The 22,666-nt window shown below is 40.7% G+C and carries 23 protein-coding genes and 1 other annotated feature; of the genes, 8 read left to right on the top strand and 15 right to left on the bottom strand.

What is annotated here, in order from left to right:
* Window positions 1-61: 61 nt before the first annotated feature.
* Both ACYVRS_RS01720 and citG read left to right on the top strand, forming a co-directional pair.
* Window positions 62-757 carry a GntR family transcriptional regulator gene (locus ACYVRS_RS01720; RefSeq protein WP_054114538.1) on the top strand — a complete coding sequence of 232 codons (696 nt, stop codon included), beginning with the start codon at window positions 62-64 and terminating at the stop codon, window positions 755-757.
* Complete coding sequence (gene citG / locus ACYVRS_RS01725; RefSeq protein WP_461202319.1) at window positions 729-1,613, top strand: triphosphoribosyl-dephospho-CoA synthase CitG; 885 nt, start codon at window positions 729-731, stop codon at window positions 1,611-1,613. Before ACYVRS_RS01720 ends, citG begins: the two co-directional genes overlap by 29 nt.
* Here the strand turns inward: citG and ACYVRS_RS01730 are convergent.
* A complete protein-coding gene (locus tag ACYVRS_RS01730) occupies window positions 1,590-2,306 on the bottom strand; it encodes a response regulator transcription factor (protein WP_461202321.1) in 717 nt (238 codons plus the stop codon). The two genes, citG and ACYVRS_RS01730, sit on opposite strands and share 24 nt — an antisense overlap.
* Before the next feature lie 53 nt (window positions 2,307-2,359).
* Between ACYVRS_RS01730 and ACYVRS_RS01735 the strand changes: the two genes are divergently transcribed.
* The 3 genes from ACYVRS_RS01735 (at window position 2,360) to ACYVRS_RS01745 (ending at window position 5,346) form a co-directional block, all read left to right on the top strand.
* Complete coding sequence (locus ACYVRS_RS01735; protein WP_461202323.1) at window positions 2,360-4,138, top strand: sensor histidine kinase; 1,779 nt, start codon at window positions 2,360-2,362, stop codon at window positions 4,136-4,138.
* Between the two features lie 136 nt (window positions 4,139-4,274).
* Entirely contained in the window at window positions 4,275-4,664 is a 390-nt protein-coding gene (locus ACYVRS_RS01740; protein ID WP_461202325.1) for an AbrB family transcriptional regulator, read from the top strand.
* Window positions 4,594-5,346, top strand: coding sequence for an AbrB family transcriptional regulator (locus tag ACYVRS_RS01745; protein ID WP_461202327.1), 753 nt, complete (start codon window positions 4,594-4,596; stop codon window positions 5,344-5,346). The genes ACYVRS_RS01740 and ACYVRS_RS01745 overlap by 71 nt, the downstream gene beginning before the upstream one ends.
* 140 nt (window positions 5,347-5,486) lie before the next feature.
* On the opposite strand, the gene ACYVRS_RS01750 is transcribed toward ACYVRS_RS01745, so the two are convergent.
* The 5 genes from ACYVRS_RS01750 to ACYVRS_RS01770 form a co-directional block, all read right to left on the bottom strand.
* The gene (locus ACYVRS_RS01750; RefSeq protein WP_461202329.1) at window positions 5,487-6,113 is read right to left on the bottom strand and encodes a DUF4230 domain-containing protein; all 627 of its coding nucleotides are present in this window, start codon (window positions 6,111-6,113) and stop codon (window positions 5,487-5,489) included.
* Between the two features lie 349 nt (window positions 6,114-6,462).
* On the bottom strand, window positions 6,463-6,726 hold the full coding sequence (locus tag ACYVRS_RS01755) for a type B 50S ribosomal protein L31 (RefSeq protein WP_005228304.1): 264 nt from the start codon (window positions 6,724-6,726) through the stop codon (window positions 6,463-6,465).
* Window positions 6,727-6,826: 100 nt separating this feature from the next.
* Window positions 6,827-8,122, bottom strand: coding sequence for a transcription termination factor Rho (gene rho / locus ACYVRS_RS01760; protein WP_054115039.1), 1,296 nt, complete (start codon window positions 8,120-8,122; stop codon window positions 6,827-6,829).
* Between the two features lie 2 nt (window positions 8,123-8,124).
* Window positions 8,125-9,384, bottom strand: a complete 1,260-nt coding sequence (gene murA, locus ACYVRS_RS01765; RefSeq protein WP_461198066.1) for a UDP-N-acetylglucosamine 1-carboxyvinyltransferase — start codon at window positions 9,382-9,384, stop codon at window positions 8,125-8,127.
* A 233-nt stretch (window positions 9,385-9,617) separates the two neighbouring features.
* Window positions 9,618-10,487 carry a class II fructose-bisphosphate aldolase gene (locus tag ACYVRS_RS01770; protein WP_054115041.1) on the bottom strand — a complete coding sequence of 290 codons (870 nt, stop codon included), beginning with the start codon at window positions 10,485-10,487 and terminating at the stop codon, window positions 9,618-9,620.
* A gap of 358 nt (window positions 10,488-10,845) precedes the next feature.
* Between ACYVRS_RS01770 and ACYVRS_RS01775 the strand changes: the two genes are divergently transcribed.
* Window positions 10,846-11,310, top strand: a complete 465-nt coding sequence (locus ACYVRS_RS01775; protein WP_313538643.1) for a YehR family lipoprotein — start codon at window positions 10,846-10,848, stop codon at window positions 11,308-11,310.
* A gap of 84 nt (window positions 11,311-11,394) precedes the next feature.
* On the opposite strand, the gene pyrG is transcribed toward ACYVRS_RS01775, so the two are convergent.
* Complete coding sequence (gene pyrG, locus ACYVRS_RS01780; RefSeq protein WP_313538641.1) at window positions 11,395-13,002, bottom strand: CTP synthase; 1,608 nt, start codon at window positions 13,000-13,002, stop codon at window positions 11,395-11,397.
* 681 nt (window positions 13,003-13,683) lie between these two features.
* Here pyrG and ACYVRS_RS01785 point away from each other — a divergent pair.
* Both ACYVRS_RS01785 and ACYVRS_RS01790 read left to right on the top strand, forming a co-directional pair.
* Window positions 13,684-14,160, top strand: coding sequence for an RNA polymerase sigma factor (locus ACYVRS_RS01785; RefSeq protein ID WP_461198065.1), 477 nt, complete (start codon window positions 13,684-13,686; stop codon window positions 14,158-14,160).
* A complete protein-coding gene (locus ACYVRS_RS01790) occupies window positions 14,157-14,846 on the top strand; it encodes a hypothetical protein (protein WP_461198064.1) in 690 nt (229 codons plus the stop codon). Before ACYVRS_RS01785 ends, ACYVRS_RS01790 begins: the two co-directional genes overlap by 4 nt.
* A gap of 50 nt (window positions 14,847-14,896) precedes the next feature.
* Here ACYVRS_RS01790 and ACYVRS_RS01795 read toward each other — a convergent pair whose 3' ends face one another.
* The 8 genes from ACYVRS_RS01795 to ACYVRS_RS01830 all read right to left on the bottom strand — a co-directional run bounded on the left by ACYVRS_RS01795 (window position 14,897) and on the right by ACYVRS_RS01830 (window position 22,503).
* A complete protein-coding gene (locus ACYVRS_RS01795) occupies window positions 14,897-15,613 on the bottom strand; it encodes a zinc metallopeptidase (protein ID WP_054115046.1) in 717 nt (238 codons plus the stop codon).
* 85 nt (window positions 15,614-15,698) lie between these two features.
* Complete coding sequence (locus tag ACYVRS_RS01800) at window positions 15,699-16,031, bottom strand: zinc ribbon domain-containing protein YjdM (protein WP_054115047.1); 333 nt, start codon at window positions 16,029-16,031, stop codon at window positions 15,699-15,701.
* 215 nt (window positions 16,032-16,246) lie between these two features.
* Window positions 16,247-16,906: a methionine ABC transporter permease gene (locus ACYVRS_RS01805; RefSeq protein ID WP_312499519.1), complete on the bottom strand. Its 660-nt coding sequence runs from the start codon at window positions 16,904-16,906 to the stop codon at window positions 16,247-16,249.
* Entirely contained in the window at window positions 16,899-17,924 is a 1,026-nt protein-coding gene (locus ACYVRS_RS01810) for a methionine ABC transporter ATP-binding protein (RefSeq protein WP_312499520.1), read from the bottom strand. The genes ACYVRS_RS01805 and ACYVRS_RS01810 overlap by 8 nt, the downstream gene beginning before the upstream one ends.
* A gap of 12 nt (window positions 17,925-17,936) precedes the next feature.
* Window positions 17,937-18,788 (bottom strand): MetQ/NlpA family ABC transporter substrate-binding protein, encoded by an 852-nt coding sequence (locus ACYVRS_RS01815; RefSeq protein WP_313538634.1) that lies wholly within the window; start codon window positions 18,786-18,788, stop codon window positions 17,937-17,939.
* Window positions 18,789-18,842: 54 nt separating this feature from the next.
* Window positions 18,843-19,069: a binding site (T-box leader), on the bottom strand.
* Between the two features lie 91 nt (window positions 19,070-19,160).
* Window positions 19,161-19,988 carry a diaminopimelate epimerase gene (gene dapF / locus ACYVRS_RS01820; protein ID WP_461202331.1) on the bottom strand — a complete coding sequence of 276 codons (828 nt, stop codon included), beginning with the start codon at window positions 19,986-19,988 and terminating at the stop codon, window positions 19,161-19,163.
* A 44-nt stretch (window positions 19,989-20,032) separates the two neighbouring features.
* Window positions 20,033-21,334, bottom strand: coding sequence for a diaminopimelate decarboxylase (gene lysA / locus ACYVRS_RS01825; protein ID WP_461202333.1), 1,302 nt, complete (start codon window positions 21,332-21,334; stop codon window positions 20,033-20,035).
* Window positions 21,331-22,503, bottom strand: coding sequence for a M20 metallopeptidase family protein (locus tag ACYVRS_RS01830; protein WP_461202335.1), 1,173 nt, complete (start codon window positions 22,501-22,503; stop codon window positions 21,331-21,333). Before ACYVRS_RS01830 ends, lysA begins: the two co-directional genes overlap by 4 nt.
* Window positions 22,504-22,666: the final 163 nt, after the last annotated feature.

The raw sequence follows: 22,666 nt of genomic DNA on the forward strand, positions 1-22,666 counted from the left end.
ATGCAAGCACCTGTTCATATGATGATACTTGCTGAGTCTTCATAAAGATTGGAGAAAAACAATGCATTCAATTATTCCTGCAGTCACTAAAAATTTAGACCTTACACAAAACAAACCATTGAAACTGCTTATCTATGAAGCATTTAAGAAAACAATTATCTTAGGCGATATTCCAGCGGGCTCTCGTATTAACGAAAAAGAATTTTCGGATACATTAAATATCAGCCGAACCCCGATTCGTTATGCCATGAAACAACTTGCTGCTGAAAAGCTTGTTGAGCATGTCCCCAAAATAGGCATCGTGGTCAAAGGGATTAGTATCAAAGATGCCTATGAAATCTATGCCATTCGAAAATCATTAGACACATTAGCAACGATTAAAGCAATGGAATTGATGTCTGCTAAAGACTTTGAGGATTTACATGCCCTACTCAAACGGGGTGAACAATTCAATCGTCAAGACAAGGTAGATGAATTACTAGAAAACTTTTCTGACTTTAATGCATTCATTTATGAAAAGAGTCAGATGCTTCGCTTAAAAAATATCGTTCTCGATTTACAAGCTTATCTTGTCTATTTCAGAGATATCGCCATCCGTTCCTCTAAACGCAGGGAAACGGCGCTGAACGAGCACTGGTTGATTTATCGTGGAATGAAAACAAAAAATATTGAACAAATCACGATGATCACCCATGAACATTTGGATCACTCCTTGAAATTTATTTTAAATGAAATGGAACGACGTAAAATTGACTAATCAACCGATTGAACACGCAGTAAATTGTGCCATAAATGCCTTACACTATGAAGTTTCACTATCACCAAAACCTGGTTTAGTAGACCCACAATCAAATGGCGCGCATACCGATATGAACGTCTTTACGTTTATCAGCAGTATCACTAGTCTTGCTCCGTTCTTTATTCAATATATCCACGCCGGTTTTTATCATCAGCAATCATATATTTCATTATTTGAAGAATTAAGGGAAATCGGCAAACAGGCAGAATCGGCTATGATGACTGCTACCAAAGGAATCAATACCCATAAGGGGGCGAACTTCTCTTTCGCTATTATATTAGGGGCAACTGGATTTTATTATCAGCAAACAACAGTGAAAGCATGGACGAAATCAGATACCGATCAACTATTTAATATTGCTGCAGCTCTGTGCCGCCATCTTGTCGAATGTGATCTGCAAGGGCTAAACGTGCAAGATGAATTATCCTATGGACAAAAAAACTATCTCACCTACGGACTAACTGGTATCCGAGGAGAAGCTGTGGCTGGATATCCTACTGTGCAAAAATTATTAAACTATTTGCGGCGATTGCCAGATGAAGGGAACATCAAATTGTTGCGGGGCCTTGTTTACTTGATGAGCGAAACGGAAGACAGCAATTTAGTTCATCGCGGCGGATACGAAGCTATGAAAGAGGTACAATGTGAAATGAAAAAAATACACGAAGCAAACCTCCCAAAATCAGATTTGCTTCATGTATTAACAGCCTATGATCAAGTATTGATCGATCGTCACTTAAGTCCTGGTGGTTCTGCCGATTTACTTGCCTTAGCAATTTATTTCTTACAATTAGAAGGTTTCACCTTCTGGTAAAAACGTGTACCCGATGCCCCAAACAGTCTTTAAGTAGCGAACCTGTTTGGGATCATCCTCAATTTTACTGCGCAAATGATTGATAAAAACCATGACTGTGTTTGCATCAAATTCCCCGTCATTCCAGACACTGCTGTAAATTTGTTCTTTTGAAAAAACTTGGTCTGGAAATTCCATAAAAAAACGAATCAGTTGAATCTCTTTCGAGGAAAACTTGATAGGTTGATCATTTTTGAAAAACTGATAGCGTTTTTGGTCAAATCTAAAAATACCATGACATATATCCACAGTTGGTACTTCTTTAGCATCCTTCAAATATACTTTCAATCTATCAAGGATCGAAACAATTTGCGCCTTCAAAACGGCTGGTGAGAATGGTTTCGTAATAAAATTATCTGCACCAATCTCGTAGCCATTAATAATATCTTTTTCTTCTTTTTTACCACTCAAAAATACAATAGGAACAGTCGGATTTTCTTCTCGAATGAGTTGTGCTAAATGGTATCCATCGTTTTCATGCTCCAAACTAATATCCAACAAAAATAAATCAAATGTCACACGAGACTTGATTGCAATAGTTTTATCAACAGAATCTGTTTGGTAAATCAAAATACCTGTCGATTGTAACGATTTCCAAATCAATCTCCGAATGGCCGGATCATCATCAACAATTAAAATTTTTTCATTTCTCAAAACAAACTCCTCCTATTTCATTATAATTATAGTCAGCAAGGAAGGGATTTACAATGAAACCACCATCAAAACTTTGGCTTTACCTTATTATTGTTCTTACGTTTAGCCTAACAACAGCTGGCATTATCTTTACCTATACAAGCTATCACAAGGCACAAAGCCAAGCAATCACTCTTGGTAAGAAACAACTGGCCACCATCAATCAATCTGCAATCAAATTGATTCGCCATAGCATCGATGGATACAAAGCATCGCTCTCATTATATGTTGATAACTATATAGAAGATACTCACTCACCAAACCTAAACCAAGCAGCTACTCTGCCAGGATCAGCCAATGCAACGAACGCTGCGATCGGTCTTTTTTTGATTGACCAGAACCAGCAGATCCAATCTAAAGTTTCTTTCAAAAATATCCCATCTTTGAAAGAACAAACAGTCATCGACAATTCAATTGCTGATATCGCTTCCAATGATCTTCTTGCCAATCATTATGTAACGAATGGCGGTATCTATTTTGCGCAGCACAATGCTTATATGAATTTATATAAATCTTTCACATTGAATGACCAAACGCTGACCTTGGTCATGCCTTTGCAACTGCAAACACTATACAATACCGACTTCGCCAATGATTCTGGATTGTCTGGATATACAATGGTCAAAGACAAAAATATGAAAATCGTCATGCATCCCTCTGGCGATCAAATCGGTCTTTCTATCGTTGATGATCGGTATGATAAGTTTCCTAATCTAGATTTCACTGACTTGAGACAATTAGAAAAAGAACAACGTCAGTTTGAAAAAGGAACTGCCATGTATTATTCCTACTGGTGGAATGAAGAATTTCCTGAAAAAGTCCTAAAATTATCTGCTTATGAATGGATTTCAGTTGGACATACCCGCTTAATCGTTGCAAGCAATTCTGATTATTACGAACGAAATGGTCTTTTATTACAAGACAGCTTAATTTCTTTAGGATTACTTGTTCTCCTTATGATCATTATTGTATTACTCACTTTCTTCATCCGAAACTATATCAAAAGAAATCGCATCTATATTGAGTACAATGAGTTACAAACCAGACAGGAATTACTAAAAGAAAAGCACGAAATTGAAAAATCGATTATTCAAGAATCAAAACTCGAAACCATTGGTGTTCTGACAACCACAATCGTTCATGATATGAACAACTTCCTTACGCCAATGATTGGACACTTGCAATTATTGATTGACGAGAACAAAAGCAATTCAGCTCTTGTCGAAGACTTGGAAGAAGTTTATCACGCAGCTGAAAAAGGGAAAGAATTATCCACAAATGTATTACGCTTTTCTAAAATTGACGTCCAAAATAAAAAAGAAATATCAATTGCTGACACACTGAAAGAAGCAATCACAACTATTCAACAGCTTTTATCTAATAAAATGTCTATTACTGTCGACGTCAGAGAAGTCGGCAATGGCATTTTTGATGCCATTGATTTGCAGGTAATCATTTATAACTTGCTAATGAATGCCTATCAGGCACAAGCAAATTGCTCGATCAGACTCAGTCCTTATGCTTATTTGGTTGATTTTCAATTTTCGGATATCCCCCACTCAATGAAAAACAAAAAAATTGCATTGATAGAAATTGCAGATAATGGGCCGGGCATTCCCTTTGATTTACAAGAAAAGATTTTCACACGATTTTTCACTACTAAATCATCTTCTGGCGGAACCGGATTAGGGCTTTTCACTGTTGCTTCTATCGTCAAAAAGAACGATTGGATCATTGATCTAAAAAGCAGCAATGAAGGCACCACCTTTTACCTTGGTGTGCCTATCGAGTAAGAACAATGCCTGTTAACTGCTCGCCATATTAATTATACCAACTTCGCAATTGATAAATGGAAAAGAACAATGAAAGAACAATTTGTATGACCAAATGTTTATTATATAAAAAAACAGACATCTAAAGGAGGCCTTTGTGATAATCCAAATTGTTTTCACACTTCTTATCGCCTTGATTGGTGGTTTGATATTTAAAAGAATGAAAATACCAGCTGCTTTTATGACCGGTGGTATGATTGCAGTCGCCATCCTCTCGATTCTGACAAATCAAATGGCTCTGCCTCGTTCTATGAAGTTTTTCGCTCAAGTTATCAGCGGTGCTTATATCGGCCAACAAAGTTCTAGAAATGCTTTTTTACAATTAAAGCATTTGATTTTGCCAATTATTTTCTTGATGTCCTTATTTACTATCAACAGCTTTATCTTGGGTGCTATTTTTGTTCATTTTTTTTTCAATGGATTGGACAACTGCACTCTTATCTTGCTTACCCGGAGGTATCATGGATGTCTCCCTCATCAGTATTGATATGGGTGCGAATGCTGAAATCGTTGCTATAATGCAATTGGCAAGACTTGTAGGTATGTTGATCATCTTGCCTCAATGGTCAAAATTGATTTTGACTACTTTTGCTAAAAAAAATAAACAACAAAAATCCCGTACTAATAAGGATAATCAATCTGCGTCTTCAGTAACGATCGTGGCCAAGAAATCAATGACCAACGATATAAAGATCTTGTTTATTGCTTTTATTGGCGGCTCCCTTGGTGTGTTCCTCGGTATTCCTGTTGGCGCTTTAATTTTTGCCTTGCTTTTCTCCTTTATGTATAAATTGAGAGTGGATCCTTTTTCTCTTTCACCATATGTAAGATATGGTGCACAGATATTGGCGGCTTCAATTATTGGCAGCACTTTTACGATGCACAGTCTTTCACAAATGAAAACCTTAGTCTTACCAATCATTATCTTGTTTATCGGTTTCTTATTGGTCAACATAACCTTTACATTGATTGTCAGCCATTTTGACATACTTGATACTCAGTCTGCAATTTTTGCTTCATCCCCCGCTGGTGCAACAGATATCTCTCTGATTGCTGCTGATTTAGGCGGTGATTTAACTTCTATTGCTAGTATTCAAATCACACGTACCCTGTTTGCGATTGTGGTACTACCACAGTTGATCAATTTTTTTATACATATGATGAATTGAGCAAAATTTTGCGTGCAACAAAAAAATCCTCTAACGAGGCTTTTTTTTGATTATATAAGAAATGTAAATATTAATTAAAATAATTCAGCTAATGTAAAAACAAAATAGCAATCACTCATCAGCTATACTTTATAGTGATCCTATTGATCAGGAAAAACAAATGTCAATTCAATTTCCGAATCAATTGAATCAAATAAAGATTCATAATAATTCTTAGCTGATTCATTTAAGAAATCTTTATATTGATCCAAATAATGTTTTTGCCTCTCATTAGACAGCGTTTCCGTTACCAATTTTCCTGTATCGATCTCTTCCGTTGAACTACTCAAAAGTTCACCACTCTTGTTAAATAGTTGATACGGATTTTCTTCATCTAAAGCCACGCCAATCACTTCATATTGAGGAATCGTAATTTTATATTTCCCGTCTTCTTCGTGTTCGATATCTATTGGTTTTTTTATCCCCAATTTTGCTTGATAGTTCAAAATAATAATCGCTTTTTTCTCAGTAAGTGGAATGCCTATCTTAGTCCAGGGAATTTTCGTATTATTCGTTTGCGTTTCAACATCTTGGATGCCCACATTCAGAAAAACCTGCTCCTGCGTTTCTTCCAAATATTTAACCATTGAATATGATTGTGTTTCTGCAATACTCGGTTCACTATACTTGTTCATCAACATTAGCGCTATATACGCAGCAATAAAAAGTACAACTAGCCACAGATATATTTTCACCCTGAATAACTTCAATAAAAATGTTCCTATCATCGCTTCGCTCCTTTGAAAAGAACCATGCCAATTACTAAAATAAGCAAAGCAATAAATGGATTAAGAAATGCAAATAGCAGACTCAATAATACGATCAAAACAACCCCAAAGTTTTTTTTCATCACTTAGCCCCTCAATATATAGTTATGTTGCTTCATTTCCTTTAAATTAATGATACATTCAAAACAGATAACCTTCAAGTTATTTTATGATCACTCTAGTTTATGTGTATCCTTTTATTTATCCATTTTATTCAATGATGCATCAAAAGAATACAACTTTAATTGCACAAAAAAAACGACTTTCTTCGAAAAGAAAGTCGCTGAATATTGATAAATCAATATGTCTATTATTCCGCAGCGTTTGCGTCTTTGAGACCGTATTTTTTGTTGAAACGGTCCACACGTCCGTCTGCTTGTGTGAATTTTTGGCGTCCAGTGTAGAATGGATGTGAATCAGAAGTTACTTCGACACGGATCAATGGATACGTGTTGCCGTCTTCCCACTCAACTGTTTCTTGAGAATTCTTTGTAGAACCTGATAAGAATTTGAAACCAGTAGTTGAGTCCATGAATACAACTGGATGATAATCTGGATGGATATCTTGTTTCATTTCTTCTTCTCTCCTTTGCCCTGGCTCATTTGCTTCACCAGAGTTGATTTTGTCGAATTTACAACATGACTATCTTACCATGTTTGATTTACAGATGCAATTATCTTTTGATATTTCTTTTTGGACGTTTGTCGCCGAAATGAACTTCCTGAAACGCAGCAAGGAATTCTTGATTGTTTTTGGTTTTTCGCAGGAATTGGATGAATTGTTCCGTGAACTCTAATGAGTCACCGGTCATGTTGTTGCGTAAACGCCATGTTTCTTCTAACTGCTCGCTGCTCATCAACAATTCTTCTTTGCGGGTTCCTGATTTTCTAATATCTATAGCAGGGAAGACACGACGCTCAGCCAAACTGCGTGATAATTGCAATTCCATATTGCCGGTTCCTTTGAATTCTTCATAAATGACATCGTCCATGCGACTGCCGGTATCAACTAAAGCTGTCGCCAGGATAGTTAAGCTGCCGCCTTCTTCGATGTTACGGGCCGCGCCAAAGAATTTCTTTGGTTTATATAACGCAGCAGGGTCGATCCCCCCACTCAACGTTCGGCCGCTTGGCGGTACGACTAGGTTATATGCCCGTGCCAAACGCGTGATACTGTCCATCAAAATCACGACATCCCGCTTGTCTTCCACCAAGCGCATCGCCCGTTCCAACACAAGCTCCGCTACTCGGGTATGATTGCTCGGCTGCAAATCAAAAGTTGAGGACACCACATCCCCTTTGACGCTGCGTTCTAAATCAGTGACTTCTTCTGGCCGTTCATCGATCAGCAAGACGATCAATTCAACATCTGGATAATTATCGGTGATCCCATTAGCAATTTCTTTCAAAATACTTGTTTTCCCAGCTTTTGGCGGGGCCACGATCAGGCCACGTTGTCCAAAACCAACCGGTGAAAACATATCGATCATTCGGGTAGATAAGCGCCCAGCGGTGGTTTCCAAATTCAAATGACGGTTCGGATACAGTGGCGTCAAGGCTGGAAAATGCGGACGTTCTTTGGCCTCTTCTGGGTCTTTGCCATTGACAGACTCCACATGCATCAACCCATAGTAACGTTCCGACTCTTTCGGTGGTCTTGCTTTGCCGGCAACTTTATCCCCGTTACGCAAACTAAAGCGACGGATCTGTGAAGAAGAAATATAAATATCTTCTGCACTAGGACCATAATTGATGGGCCGCAAAAAACCATAGCCTTCTTGCCCCACGATATCCAAAACACCTTCCATATAGAAGAAGCCTTGCTTCTCCGCTTGTGCACGAATCACCGCTAAAGACAATTCTTTTTTGTTCATTTGACTGTAATACGGAATCCGGAACTGTTTGGCAAAAGTATAGATTTCTTTCAACGTTTTGTTTTCCAATTCAGCCATTGTTAAATAATCGCTCATAATTACTCCTCTATCATTTGGATATCCGCACCCAATGCAGTCAGTTTTTCGATAATGTGGTCATACCCACGCAAAATATATTCAACATTGAAGACGGTCGTTGTACCTTGTGCCATCAACCCAGCAATCACCAGACAAGCCCCAGCTCGTAAATCTGATGCAACAACTTCTGCGCCCTGTAATTGACTTGGTCCGCTCACAAAGATCATATTGCCTTCGGTTGTCGCATTGGCACCCATTCTTGCCAATTCAGGAATATGATTGACCCGTTTCGCATAGATCGTATCTAAAATTTCTGACTTGCCCTGGGCTTTCAATAACAAAGGTGTGATTGGTTGTTGCAAGTCAGTTGCAAATCCTGGATATGGATAGGTTTTGACGACAGCAGGTTTTAGGTCTTTCGAAGGATGAACGTAAATTTCATCTTCGCTGATATCCATGCGGACACCGATTTCTTCTAATTTGGCGATATAGCTTTCAAGATGCTCATAAATCACATTTTTGACTACGATCCCTTCCCCGACAGCTGCAGCCAAGGACAAGTAAGTCCCAGCTTCAATGCGATCAGGAATGATTGAATGTCGGCATCCATGCAATTCTTCTACGCCTTCGATACGAATCTCGTTGGTGCCTGCACCTCTGATTTTAGCGCCCATATTGTTCAACAATGTAGCAACATCAATAATTTCCGGTTCCCGTGCAGCATTCTCAATAATCGTTTTGCCTTTGGCTTTGACAGCGGCCAGCATCACATTGATCGTCGCACCGATGGACACCATATCCAAAAAGATCCGTTCACCAACTAGCCCTTCTTCACTAGTGCGCAAATACATTGCACCATGCTCGTTCGTCACAGTAGCACCCAGCGCTTCAAATCCTTTAATGTGTAAATCGATCGGGCGTGGTCCCAAGAAACAGCCGCCTGGCAACCCAACGACACCTTCACCAAATTTGGCCAACAAAGCACCCATGAAGTAATAGGACGCACGTAAACTATTGATTTTTCCGCTTGGCATTGGGATCGAGACAATATTGGTTGGATCAATTTCGAGGGTATTGTGTGCAAAATGGGTTTTGACACCCATGATTTCGAGGATTTCAATTAATGAGTGCACATCTTGAATGTCTGGCACTCCTTCTAAAACAACAGGAGAATCTGCGAGGATCGCAGCTGGAATCAACGCCACAGCACTGTTCTTTGCCCCGCTGATGGTGACTTCCCCTTTTAAGGGACGATTGCCTTCAATGACAATTTTCTTCATTTATATCCACCTATACTTTTTTAAAATTTGTGTATACTAAATTGATTTTAGCATAAAATCAGCAAAGAAAAAAGAACCATCTTCTCACGCGACGTTGTCACCTGCTGAAGGTGTAGCAGCCGATGGCTGTATGTCTTGCGGATAATGATTTTTATTCATTTTCTAGTCCTATCCAAAGCATAAAAAAACCGTTAGAAAGACATCTTTCTAACGGTTTTTAGCAGTTATTCGAATTAAGCTTTACCAGCTGAACCGAACCAGTCAATGTGTTCTTCTGCATCTTTAACGATTGCAGCAACACCTGGTGCCAATAATTTACGAGGGTCGAATCCTTTGCCTTCTTGATCTTTGCCAGCTTCGATATATTCACGTGTAGCTTTAGCAAATGACAATTGGAATTCAGTATTTACGTTGACTTTAGAAACACCCATAGCGATTGCTTTTTGGATTTGTTCTTGAGGAATACCAGAACCACCATGTAATACTAGAGGTACATCAGAACCTACAGCATCAGCGATTGCTTGTAAGTGGTCAAAAGCAAGGCCTTTCCAGTTTTCTGGATATTGACCGTGAATGTTACCAATACCGCAAGCTAGGTAATCTAAACCAGTTGCAACCATTTGTTTACATTCTTCGATGTCAGCTAATTCGCCAGAACCGATGATACCATCTTCTTCTCCGCCGATTGAACCAACTTCACACTCAACAGAAATGCCTTTTGCGTGTGCTTTTTCTACAACTTCTTTAGCCAATTTCAAGTTTTCATCAAATGGTAAGTGAGAGCCATCGAACATAACTGAAGTATAACCAACTTCGATACATTCCATTGCTGCATCGTAATCACCATGGTCTAAGTGGATCGCAACTGGAACAGTAATGTTCATTGAATCAACTAAGTTAGTAATGATATCTTTAGCAACTTTGTAACCGCCCATGTATTTCGCAGCGCCCATTGAAGTTTGGATCAAAACTGGTGCTTTCTTTGCTTCAGCGGCTTTTAAGATCGCTTGTGTCCATTCTAAGTTATTTGTGTTGAATCCGCCGACTGCATATCCGCCTTGACGAGCAGCTTTTAAGAATTCAGCTCCTGATACTACTGGCATAAAAAATTCCTCCTAAGTTTTAAAAAACTTTATTTGTTAAGCCATGCTTAACCGACACTGCTATTTTAGCAAATATTTGCGGTATTTGCTACTAAAAAGAAGAATTTATCTTTTCAAAAAAAGTCTGCACAAAGTCAAAAGAACCTTATTTTCAAACGGTTTTCAGAAAACTTGCCGTTTTATAAGCAATTCTTTCCTGCCTGCTTGCATTTATCACATTATTTCACATGTGAAAATTCGCGAAAAATTTCACAATTTTTTTCGCTGTTTTATCATAATTCTCAGTCCAGCTATTTTTGAGCATATCAATAGCCTTGTGAAAGCGCCTATACTATCATATTAAAAAAGGAGGGATAAAATGAAAAAAGCATTACTTGGATTTTTTACATTGATTGGTATTTTATTTTTGGCAGCCTGCGGCAATGGTACGAGTACATCTGAAGAGTCAAAAACGTTCACAATGGCGCAAAATGGGGTTTCGATGGAATTGGTGTTCCATTATGATGGCGACAAAGTCACAAGTCAGACAGCGAACAATGTCATGCCTTATGAAGCGATCGGTGCGACAACGAAAGAAGAAGCACAAGAATTACTGGACCCCATCGCAGAACAATACCAGAAAGTTCAAGGCTTGGATTACTCTCTAGAATATAGTGACAGCGAAGCCACTGAATCTTTGACCATCAATTACGATGAGTTGGACTATGACTCCGCCAAACAATTGCCTGGTGTCAGCTTTGAGGGCGACACGGACAACGGTATCAGTATGGAACGGACAGAAGAGATGCTTTTGGATCAAGGATATGAACTAAAAGAAGAATAACTCCCTCAGGGGTCACAATAGAAAAAAACGCTATGCACCACTGTCTTTCACATGAAAGAACAGTAGCGGCATAGCGTTTTTTATTTAGGCTTGGCGATTGTCTAATGATGCCCCAACAAACGCTTTGATCAAGCGTTGTGGACGTGTTGGACGTGAGATCAATTCTGGATGGAATTGGCAGCCAACAAAGAATTTGTTTTCTGGAATTTCCACGATCTCAACCAACCGATTGTCAGGTGATACACCAGAGAATACCATTCCCTGTGCTTCAAAAATCTCACGGTATTGGTTGTTGAATTCATAACGGTGACGGTGACGTTCTTGCACCACTTCTTCATCATTATAAGCCGCAGCTGTTTTGGTACCTTTCTTCACTTTACATGGATATAGACCTAAGCGTAATGTACCACCCATGTTTTCGATATTTTCTTGATCGGCCATCAAGTCAATGATGTTATTGGCTGTTTCAGGATCTGTTTCTGCAGAATTGGCATTTTCTAAACCAACTACGTTGCGGGCAAATTCCACACATGCCATTTGCATCCCTAGACAAATCCCTAAGAATGGTACATCGTTTTCGCGGGCATAGCGAATGGCTTCGATTTTCCCTTCGATGCCGCGATCACCAAAACCACCGGGAACCAAAATACCGTCTGCATCTGATAAGTAGGCAGCTACATTTTCAGCAGTAATGTCTTGGGCTTTGATCCAATCCAATTCAATGTCTGCGTCAAAAGCAAAACCAGAATGTTTCAACGCTTCAACCACAGATAAATAGGCATCTGGCAATTCAACATATTTTCCGACAAGTGCAATCCGGACTTTTTTCTTCAAGTTCAGGACTTTCTCTTCTAATGCTTGCCATTCTGTCATATCAGCTGCTGGAGCAGTCAATTTCAAATGATCACAAACGATTTGATCCATGCCTTGCGCTTGCAGTGCCAATGGGATTGAATACAGTGTTTCAACGTCGCGAGATTCGATCACTGCTTCAGGCGCCACATCACAAAATTGCGCCAATTTGTTTTTGGTTGATTGGGAAACTGGTTGTTCTGTACGGACAACTAGGATATTCGGTTGTATGCCTAAGCCACGTAATTCTTTGACACTGTGTTGTGTTGGTTTGGTTTTCATTTCTCCTGCAGCTTTTAGATAGGGGATCAAGGTTGTATGGATGTACATCACGTTATCCGCACCTACATCGGCCTTCATTTGACGCAACGCTTCTAAGAAAGGCAATGACTCGATATCCCCAACTGTGCCGCCGACTTCAGTGATAATAATATCTGAGTCTGTCATTTTGGCAGCCCGCATGATTTTTTCTTTGATTTCATTGGTGATATGTGGAATGACTTGGACAGTCGCGCCTAAATATTCCCCTTTTCGCTCTTTCCGCAAAACTTCTGAATAGATTTTTCCAGTTGTTACGTTTGAGTATTTGTTCAAGTTGATATCAATAAACCGTTCATAGTGACCAAGGTCCAAGTCCGTTTCTGCGCCATCATCTGTTACAAATACTTCCCCATGTTGATATGGGCTCATTGTGCCCGGATCGACATTGATGTAAGGATCGAATTTTTGGATCGTTACTTTCAAGCCGCGGTTTTTTAACAAACGGCCCAATGACGCTGCAACGATACCTTTACCAATTGAAGAAACCACGCCGCCGGTTACAAAAATATATTTTGTCATAAACTGAAAAACTCCTTTAATCTATTTTACAGGAAAAGCACTTAGAAAATAGTAAAAGCTCCCTATCCATCGAATGAATAGGGAGCGAAAATTCTAAATCACTTTCTGACTCTTGTAAAGAGTGCCCAAACAGAATGATACAATCTCACCTGATAAATGTCAAGAAAACTTTATCGGATTTTTTCAGAAAAAGAATTGAGTTTCAAATCGAAGGTGGTTCTTCCATGAGGTTTCATAAACCCACCCGTAATTAAAAATTCTTAACTACTCTTCACGATTTCACCATATCTATTCGAAAGAATATCTCTTTTTACGCCTACTTTATTGATTTTTATCTGTCATAATCGTTTTTGTAGATGAAGACTGGCGCTTTACTCGTTTTGCTAAAAATGATTGGAAGGTTCATTCTAGGTATTTTTGGCAAATGTGAGGTGCAGGTTCGATTCCTGCCTTCTACGCTATGGTTTGACCCTGAACAAGATACTGAGTTGTATCTTGTTTTTTTGTGGGTTTCCCGATTCTGTCTCATACGCTTCTCCAGAATGGACGGTTGGTTGATTCTAACGAAAAGATTTGCGACAATAGCTATAAACAACAAACAAAGCATTTTTCCAATTTTTCTCTATTCTTTTGTTCACTTTTTCTCAAGTGATTTGTTGTATTGATGAGAGGAGGACCGACATGCAGTTAGATCAATATGAACAGTATCTTTTTGCATTGACCAAAGATTTGATTCAGTATCTTCGATCCATTGGCGCTAGTCTGCAAGATGCTGAGGATATTGCACAAGAATCCCTCGTCAAAATACTTGAGATCGAGCAGGTCTTATCCGCTGATGCTATCCGTCCGTGGTTGTTTCGTGTAGGCATCAATCGTTATTTCAATCTATATAACCAAACAAAGCGTCGCAATCGTATTCTCAGACAATATCTCCCTGTCAATGAAGGTACGGAATGGCAGGAAGCAGATGATCGACTGTATGATGCGTTGCTGCAATTGCCTTTGACCACAGCTACGCTTCTATACATGAAATATAGCGAAGGACGTAGTATCAAAGAAATCAGTTTTTTATTCAACAAATCTGAAGACAGTATCAAAACATCTCTTTATCGCGGCCGAAAGCAACTGAAAATGATATTAGAGGAGAAGGAAAAATGACACTTGAAGACAAAGAATTAGCAGCTATCGTGAAAAAAGCTAGACGTAAAAATAATCGAAAAATCATGTTTACTATTATATTCAGTTTGATTCTATTTATAGGTGTCCCACTTACCTGGTATCTGCGTTACTATAATTACGGTCCTTTCCAAGGAGACAAAATGGCTGGTGTTCCAGACAATCATTTGATTCAATCAGAAAATGATAATGGACTTAGCAGTTTACTGTTTGATTACGGCTCTCATCTCATGTTCAACACGCATGCAACTTCGATCACAGTGTTTGTCGACACATACCATTTTGGCGATAGAGTTGGTCACGATTCGGCCGCATCTCTCACCTATGAGAAAGACGCAGATCTCAGCGGCTACATGAACATCGGTTTTCCTAAAGGTGAAGGCAAGCTGCTGACAGAAATATTTTCCAAGGGCGCCAAGTCTAGCGCAATCACGGATTTGACACAGTACGGGTATCCGACAGAAGATGAAGAAGCTTCACCCCCATTCGGTGGTGTGACCAGCATCGAAAATAACCAAGTGAAGATTCAAAAAAAGCAGGAAATTCCATTGTTTTATCTAGCAAGTGGAGATGCGCTGAAAATTTATGATGACTTCAAACTTAATATTGCGCAAGAAAACCTTAAGACCTTAGATCTTGTATTTTATATCTATGCGCTCGTTGAATAAAAAAAATCTGCAGAAATTTACTCTGCAGATTTTTTCTCTTATCAGAAAGTTTAATTCCGACGATTGTTATTTCCAAACAAAATAACCAAACGCAGCAATTGTAACAATGTAGCAACCGCTGCTGCGACATAGGTTAATGCAGCGGCAAACAGTACCCGTCGTGCTTGGGGAACTTCTTCCTCTGTCAATAATCCTCCGTCTGCCAAAATTTTGATTGCCCGTTTTGAGGCATCAAATTCGACAGGCAGCGTCACCAATTGGAAAATAAACGCCAATGAAAAAGCGATCAATCCCAAGTTGACAAGAAACGAACCACGAAGCAACACACCGATCAAAATCAAAGGAATCGAAATCGAAGTGCCAATATTGGCGATCGGAACGATCGCATGGCGCAGACGCAGCGGAAAATAGCCCTTGGCATCTTGGACCGCATGTCCGCACTCATGGGCTGCGACACCAATCGCCGCAACCGAGGTTGATTGCGCCGTAGCTTGCGATAAGCTCAGTGTTTTATTGCCTGAATTATAATTGTCTGTTAAATCACCCGCGATGGCTTGAACACCAACATCATGAATGCCTTGGCTTTCCAAAATGAATTGTGCCGCTTTCGTTCCAGTAATATTGTTGCGGCTTTTGACTTTGTCAAATTTGTTAAAGGTACTTTTGACATATGCTGAAGCAGCCATCGAAATAACCATACCGATGATCACTAAAATAAACGTAGGGTCGTAAAACCAACCAAAACCATATCCACCCATACCATACATAAGTGTATTCCTCCTTTAAATCTTTGACCTTATTTTACCATTAAAGTCGTGAAAAAACGGTGAAGATGAAACGAAAATTTTGTATTTAACCTTTTTTTACAAACTCGGATTTCAATTTCATTGCACCGAATCCATCGATTTTACAATCAATATTGTGATCACCTTCGACCAATTTGATGTTTTTCACTTTTGTACCTTGCTTAATGGCACTTGTTGCACCTTTGACTTTGAGATCTTTGATCACAGTCACGGTATCACCATCGACCAGAAGATTGCCATTGGCGTCTTTGTAAACCGGCAGCTCTTCTGTGGCTTGCGCGTCTTCCCATTCATGGCCGCATTCGGGGCAAACATAGAACCCCCTGTCTTCATATGTATAACTTGATTGGCACGTAGGACAATGTGGCATTTGTGTCATATTGTTGCTCCTTTGATAAAATAGTATAGTTGTAAAAAAAACAATTCGGCTTCAGCATACCCAAAATTGATACCGGATGCAACCACTATTTTCGTCATAAAAATTGTAAAAAAAACATGCACTGCATCCGAACTTTCATGTGTCCGTTCTGCAGTGCATGTTGTCTATGGTGCCACAGGGGGGAATCCCCTATTCTTCCTACCATACATATGTCTTTATTTCGAAAAGTAATTGGCACAGGCATCGCCAATCCATTGGATGATTTGCACGATAACGATCAGCAAAACAATCACAAAAATCAAGATTGCCGTTTCGTAACGGTAATACCCGTATTGGATCGCTAAATCGCCGATCCCACCTGCGCCAATCGTACCGACCATGGCGGAGTAGCCCAATAAACTGATCAGTGTCAAAACAAAGCCGCGAATCAAAGCTGGCAAGCTTTCCGGCAAAATCACCTCACGGATGATCTGACCTGTAGATGCGCCAGAAGCAATACTCGCTTCTAGAACACCATAGTCGATTTCTGCGAAGGCCGACTCCGCGATCCGTGCATAAAATGGGATGGCCGCAATCGACAATGCGATAGCCCCTCCTGCTGGTGTATAAGGGTCACCAATCAACAACGCCGATACAGGAATCAATGTGATCAAGAGAATCAAGAAAGGCAGTGAACGAATCGCATTGACAATAAAATCAGCCACATGGTGCAAAGCTTTGTTTCTATAAAAAAGTCGGCTGCTTACTAAAAACAGCACGAGCCCTATCAACAAGCCAAAAACAACGCCGATCACTGCAGAAGTCCCTACCATAAAGAAGGTTTCCCAAAGCGCCTTAGGCAAATTGGTTTTCAATATCTCGATCGTTTCAGTCATTGGCTGCACCTACTTTCCTCAAAGAGAAGACATTGGCCGCAATATACGCGCGGGCTTTGTCGATTTCTTCTTGCGGGCCTGTCAAATATACATATAAAATACCGATCACATCTTGTTGGATATAGTCAATTTTGCCATGAATAATATTGACAGCCACATCATACGCTTTGGCTACTGTTGAAATCAAGGGTTCCAACGTATACTCCCCTTGATATCTTAATTCCAGCAAATCGCCCTGTGTAAAGAGCGCCAATATTTCCTCCGGTAGTGTCAAATCTAAATAACGGCCAACCAACTTTTGCGTGATTGGTTGATTGGGTTGACTGAACAGCCCATAGGTCGTTTGTTCTTCCACGATTCGGCCGTTCTCCATTACTGCTACGCGATCAAAAAATTTGCGGGCAACATCTAATTCATGGGTAATAAAGACGATCGTGATACCGGTTTGTTCTTTGATTTTCGTCAATAATTGCAGGATCTCTTCGGTGGTTTCAACATCCAACGCACTCGTTGCTTCATCACAGAGCAAAATTTCCGGCTGATTAGCAATGGCACGGGCAATGCCGATCCGCTGTTTCTCGCCACCAGACAAATTATTGGGATACGCATGCAATTTATCTGTTAAATCCACCATTTCCAGTAATTCCATAATCCTAGCTTCCCGCTGGTCTTTGGGGTAGTTGCCGGCTTTTAGCGCAAACGCTAAGTTCTCTTTGATCGTTCGATTATGGATCAAATTGAAATGTTGAAAAATCATGCCGATTTTCTGGCGGATTTGCCGCAATTCCTGTCCCCGCGCTTTCGTGATATCTTTTCCGTCGATCAAGATCTGGCCGCTTGAAGGGACTTGCAGTAAATTCAACGTCCGAACGAGGGTGCTTTTCCCCGCGCCGCTCAAGCCCACAATACCGAACACTTCTCCTGTCTGTACGGAAAAGTCCACACTGTCCACCGCTTTTTTGAATTGCTTATTTTGTTTGAATAAAACCGAAACCTGTTTTACTTCTATTTTTACCATCGCTATTCCTTCTTACTCTGTCCAAAAATCTGGTTGATTGAAATCTTTGAAAGCTGAATCAGCAATCGCATCTTTGAAATCTTGACTCTCCAACACTTCAGTCACAGCTTGTGCAAAGTCGCTGTCTTTATCTTCTGTGCGAACAACAAAAACATTTTTATATTCTTCTTTCAACGACTCTAGCGCCAATGCATCCGCCGGATCTAAGGAAGCCGCCCAAGCAAAATTCCCAGGTACCAAGGCTACATCTACGGTATCTAAAGAACGGGCCAATTGTGCAGCATCCAGCTCTTTGAAGGTCAAATTTTTCGGATTGTCTTTGATATCCGCTACAGTGGCTTTGGTTTCATCGATATCCTCTGCAATCGTGATCAAGCCGTTGGCGGCTAACAATTGCAAGGTCCGTGCCAAGTTTGATGCATCATTGGCGATCGATACCGTTGCACCATCTGCTAGATCATCCAGACTAGTCAGTTTATTGGAATAGATCCCCATTCCTAATGTTGGTACTTTTTGTAATGCTGTCAAATCTAAATCATTGTCTGCTGAAAATTTTTCTAAATAAGCCGTATGTTGAAATAAATTGGCATCGATTTGCCCATTGGCTAAGGCATTGTTTGGTTGGATATAATCATTGAAGACCTTTGTTGTCAAAGTATAGCCTTTATCTGCCAATAATGGTGAAATCACATCTGTTACCATATCACCATAAGGACCAGGTGCAACACCTACTACTTTTTCTTCTAGCGCTGCTGTTGTGCTTGATGCTTCTGTTTCACTGGTACTGCCGTTTCCGCAAGCTGCTAGTGTGAACAAGACGGCAGTTGCCGCCAACCCAACTGTTAATTTTTTTAACCCTATCATTCTTCATTTCCCCTTTATTTTAAAATAAAAAAAATCCCTTCTCTATAAGCATAGAGAAAGGACGAAACAACCAAGTTCGTGGTACCACCTTTATTCGTTGATCGAAATCAACCTTATCAGTTCACTGATTTGCTGTAACGGGCATCCCGTTGTAGGCTAGCCTAAAGCTCACATACAAACGCTCAAAGACCATCTTCGATCAATCGCTTGTGCTCTTTCCCACCAGACCGAGCTCTCTGAAACAAGCAGCAATGATTTACTTTTCTTATCGTTGCGTATTTTTTAATTGTGCTTAACTATACGATACGCAGATTTGATTGTCAATCTTTTTTTCATGAAAATCCAATTCATTTACAAGTGTTTTCACCTAGTTTATAGATGTAAATTCTCATCTGTGATCAACCCTTCTGACACCATGATGGCATCACCAATCAACGCAAGGTTTTCGTGGTCAACGACTACAGTCAAGGTTCCACCTAGCACCTGCAGCAAGACTTCTGCCGTGGTTTTCCCTTGATGGTGTGACACTGCATAGGCAGTAGCACCCGAACCCGTACCGCAGGCAAACGTGAAGTCTTCCACCCCGCGTTCAAAGGTTCTGACGACTAAATCACCTGTTGGCGTCTCATCATAGAAATTGACATTGGCGCCTTTCGGAAAAGCATCCCAATGGCGTATCGCTTTTGCAGTGTCTGTCAGCTCATTTAAAGGTACATCTGCTAAACCTGGATAATGGACGACAGCATGGGGGATCCCTGGATTGCCTAATTCAACATAATCCAGCGTTGTGACCGTTGTTCCTGGGAAGGATTGATCAAAACGCGTCACTGTTGGCGGATTTAACAAAACTTTGTATTCTTTCTTGTCTAAGCGCCAAGCGGGTACATCCCCAGCCACTGTTTCAATGGTCATTGCTTCACCAGCGATTTGCTGTTCATAGGCATAACGCGCAATACAACGCGCGCCATTTCCGCACATCTCAGCTTCCGTGCCATCTGCATTGTAAAAACGCATGCGAAAATCAGCTGTGCCTTCTGGATAGTCCACTGCCATCACGGCATCGGCACCAATCGAGAATTTATGTTGACAAGTTTGGATCGCTAGTGTTGAGAGTTGTTCATGGGTCAGCTTCAATGACCGATTATCGATCACGATAAAGTCATTGGCGGCACCTTGCATTTTGGTATAGGGAATCTTCATGGTTGGTCACCTGCTTTCTTATTTTGATCTGACCAAACGCCGATTTATTTCGTTAAAAATGAAGGAATCACTTCATTTTGGATCATTTGCTGATAGGTTTGGCGTTTGACGGCCAATTCTGCTTGGCCTTCATTGACAAACACAACAGCTGGGATTTGCAGATTGTTATAGTTGCTGGCCATTGAATAGCCATAAGCCCCTGTTGAAAATGTCGCAAAGATGTCACCGGTTTTAACGGGCGGCAACGCCAAGTCCTTCACCAATATATCGGTACTTTCGCACGCTTTGCCAGAAATCGTGATGGTTTCTGTTGCTGGTTCATTGGCGCGGTTAGCCAAGATGCCTGTATAAGCTGCTTGGTACAAACCCGGACGAATATTGTCTGTCATCCCACCATCGATACTGGCATACGTCCGGATACCAGGAAGTGTTTTGATACTGCCAATCGTATGCAAACTAATACCGGCCTCTGCAACAATACTACGCCCAGGTTCAATAACGATCGTTGGCCGTTCTTGGTTTTGCTGTTGATAAAATGCATCGATTTTTTCCATCACTGGGTCAAGGAAGAAACTGTAAGGCTGACGGATGTCCGCTTCAGTATAACGGACACCAAAACCGCCACCAACATTCAACTCCTTGATCCAATAAGAAAACCGATCAAAAATTTGTTTGACTAACTGCAGGGCTGCATCTGTAGCGCCTAGATGTGATTGGTTATCGGATAACTGACTGCCAACATGAAAATGCAGCCCATAAAAATCGAGCTCTGGCGCATCAATGACTTCGGCTATCAGCGGAAACAAGATGTCTTCATCCAATGGAATCCCGAACTTAGAATCTTTTTGGCCAGTAGAAATAAATTGATGCGTTTTTACAGACACTTCTGGTGTGATCCGCAACATAATCTTCGCCACCTGATTCATCTCTTGGCAAATCGCCCGAATCATGCCGATTTCTTGGATCCCATCGACAATGATCCGGCCAACACCATACTCGATGGCCGCTGTCAGCTCTTCGATTGATTTGTTGTTGCCATTAAACTCGATATGTTCTGCAGGGAAATCAGCTTGGATCGCCGTATATAATTCACCGCCACTCACAACATCCAATGACAATCCTTCATCAGCAATGATCCGCAACATCGCAGTTGTACAAAATGCTTTGGCTGCATAAGCCGCTCGCGTATGCGGATAGCGAGCCAAAAAGGCCGCATGGATTTTCTGACATTCTTCCCGAATGTCAGAAACAGAATAGACATACAAGGGGGTCCCGAATGTTTGCGCCAATGACACCGTATCGACACCATCGATGTATAAATGGTTTTCTTTGATTTCTTTTGTCATTTTGCAGCTCCTTTCGTTTCATTCAATGCAGGGATCAGTCGGACATAACACTCAATCCCTTGCAAGAGATTTTTTTCATCAAAATTCATTTTATTGCTGTGCAGCGGGTACGTATATCCCTTGTCTTCATTCCGTATCCCAACGAAAAAGAAAACACCAGGAATTTCTTTTTGATACATCGAAAAGTCTTCCGCCAACATATAGGTTGGGGTTTCGAGATAACTATCTCCTGCGACTTTCGCCAAAACATCCACCATTTGTGCATCATTATCTACGACACGATACAGGTGCTCAAATTCTACTTCTGCACGACAACCATAGCCTTTAGCAATTTCTTCCGCTAACAAAGTCACACGCTGTGTCATCGTATCATACACATCATCATCAAACGCGCGCATCGTCCCATTCAAGACAACTTTTCCCGGAATGATGTTCTCAGCATCTCCACCATGGATTTTGCCAAACGTGATCACACCAGAGGACAACGGACTGATGTTGCGAGAAATCACTGAATGCAACCCTTGGATCACAGCCGCAGCTGCCAAGATCGCATCACTTCCTTGTTGCGGTTGTGCCCCATGGGCGCTGGCGCCATGGATCGTGATATTGATTTCGCCATTGCGGGCCATCATCGGCCCTTTGCGGCAAGCGATCACACCTTCAGGGAAATCCGGAAAGACATGCAAGCCCACGATTTGTTCCACCGCAAAATCCCGCAAGACACCTTCATCGATCAGCAGTTGTGCCCCCCCTGGCCCTTCTTCTGCTGGTTGGAAAATGAGAATGATCGTTCCTTGGATCGCGTCTGGGTGTGCGGACAAATACTTAGCAAAACCCAACATTGTGGCCATATGTCCATCATGCCCACAAGCATGCATGCGCCCCTCGTGGGTTGAATGAAACGCGACCCCAGTCTCTTCTTGGATCGGCAATCCGTCAATATCTGTTCGAAAAGCAAGTGTTTTCCCTGGTACTTCACTGCGGAAAACCGCCACTAAACCTGTATCTAAAATAGGATAGATCTCCTTAATGCCAAAAGATTGCAACTGACGCAGCAAGTATTCTTTTGTCTTGAACTCGGTCAACCCCAATTCAGGAATTTGATGTAACGCACGTCGATAACGCACCACATCCTCAGTTAAATCTTTGACAGCTTGAGATACTTGCATGTAAAAACACCTTTCTTTCATCCGAATAAATTATCCATAAAGGGGCTGGATATTCAGTTTTTCATGGTTTTTCATTGATATTGGTTAATATTATAGTATATAATTCGAATAATCTATAGATAAATTGTCTAAATTTTTCGATTTTTATTCAAACTTTTCTGGT

The organism is Enterococcus salsurae (assembly GCF_054784955.1).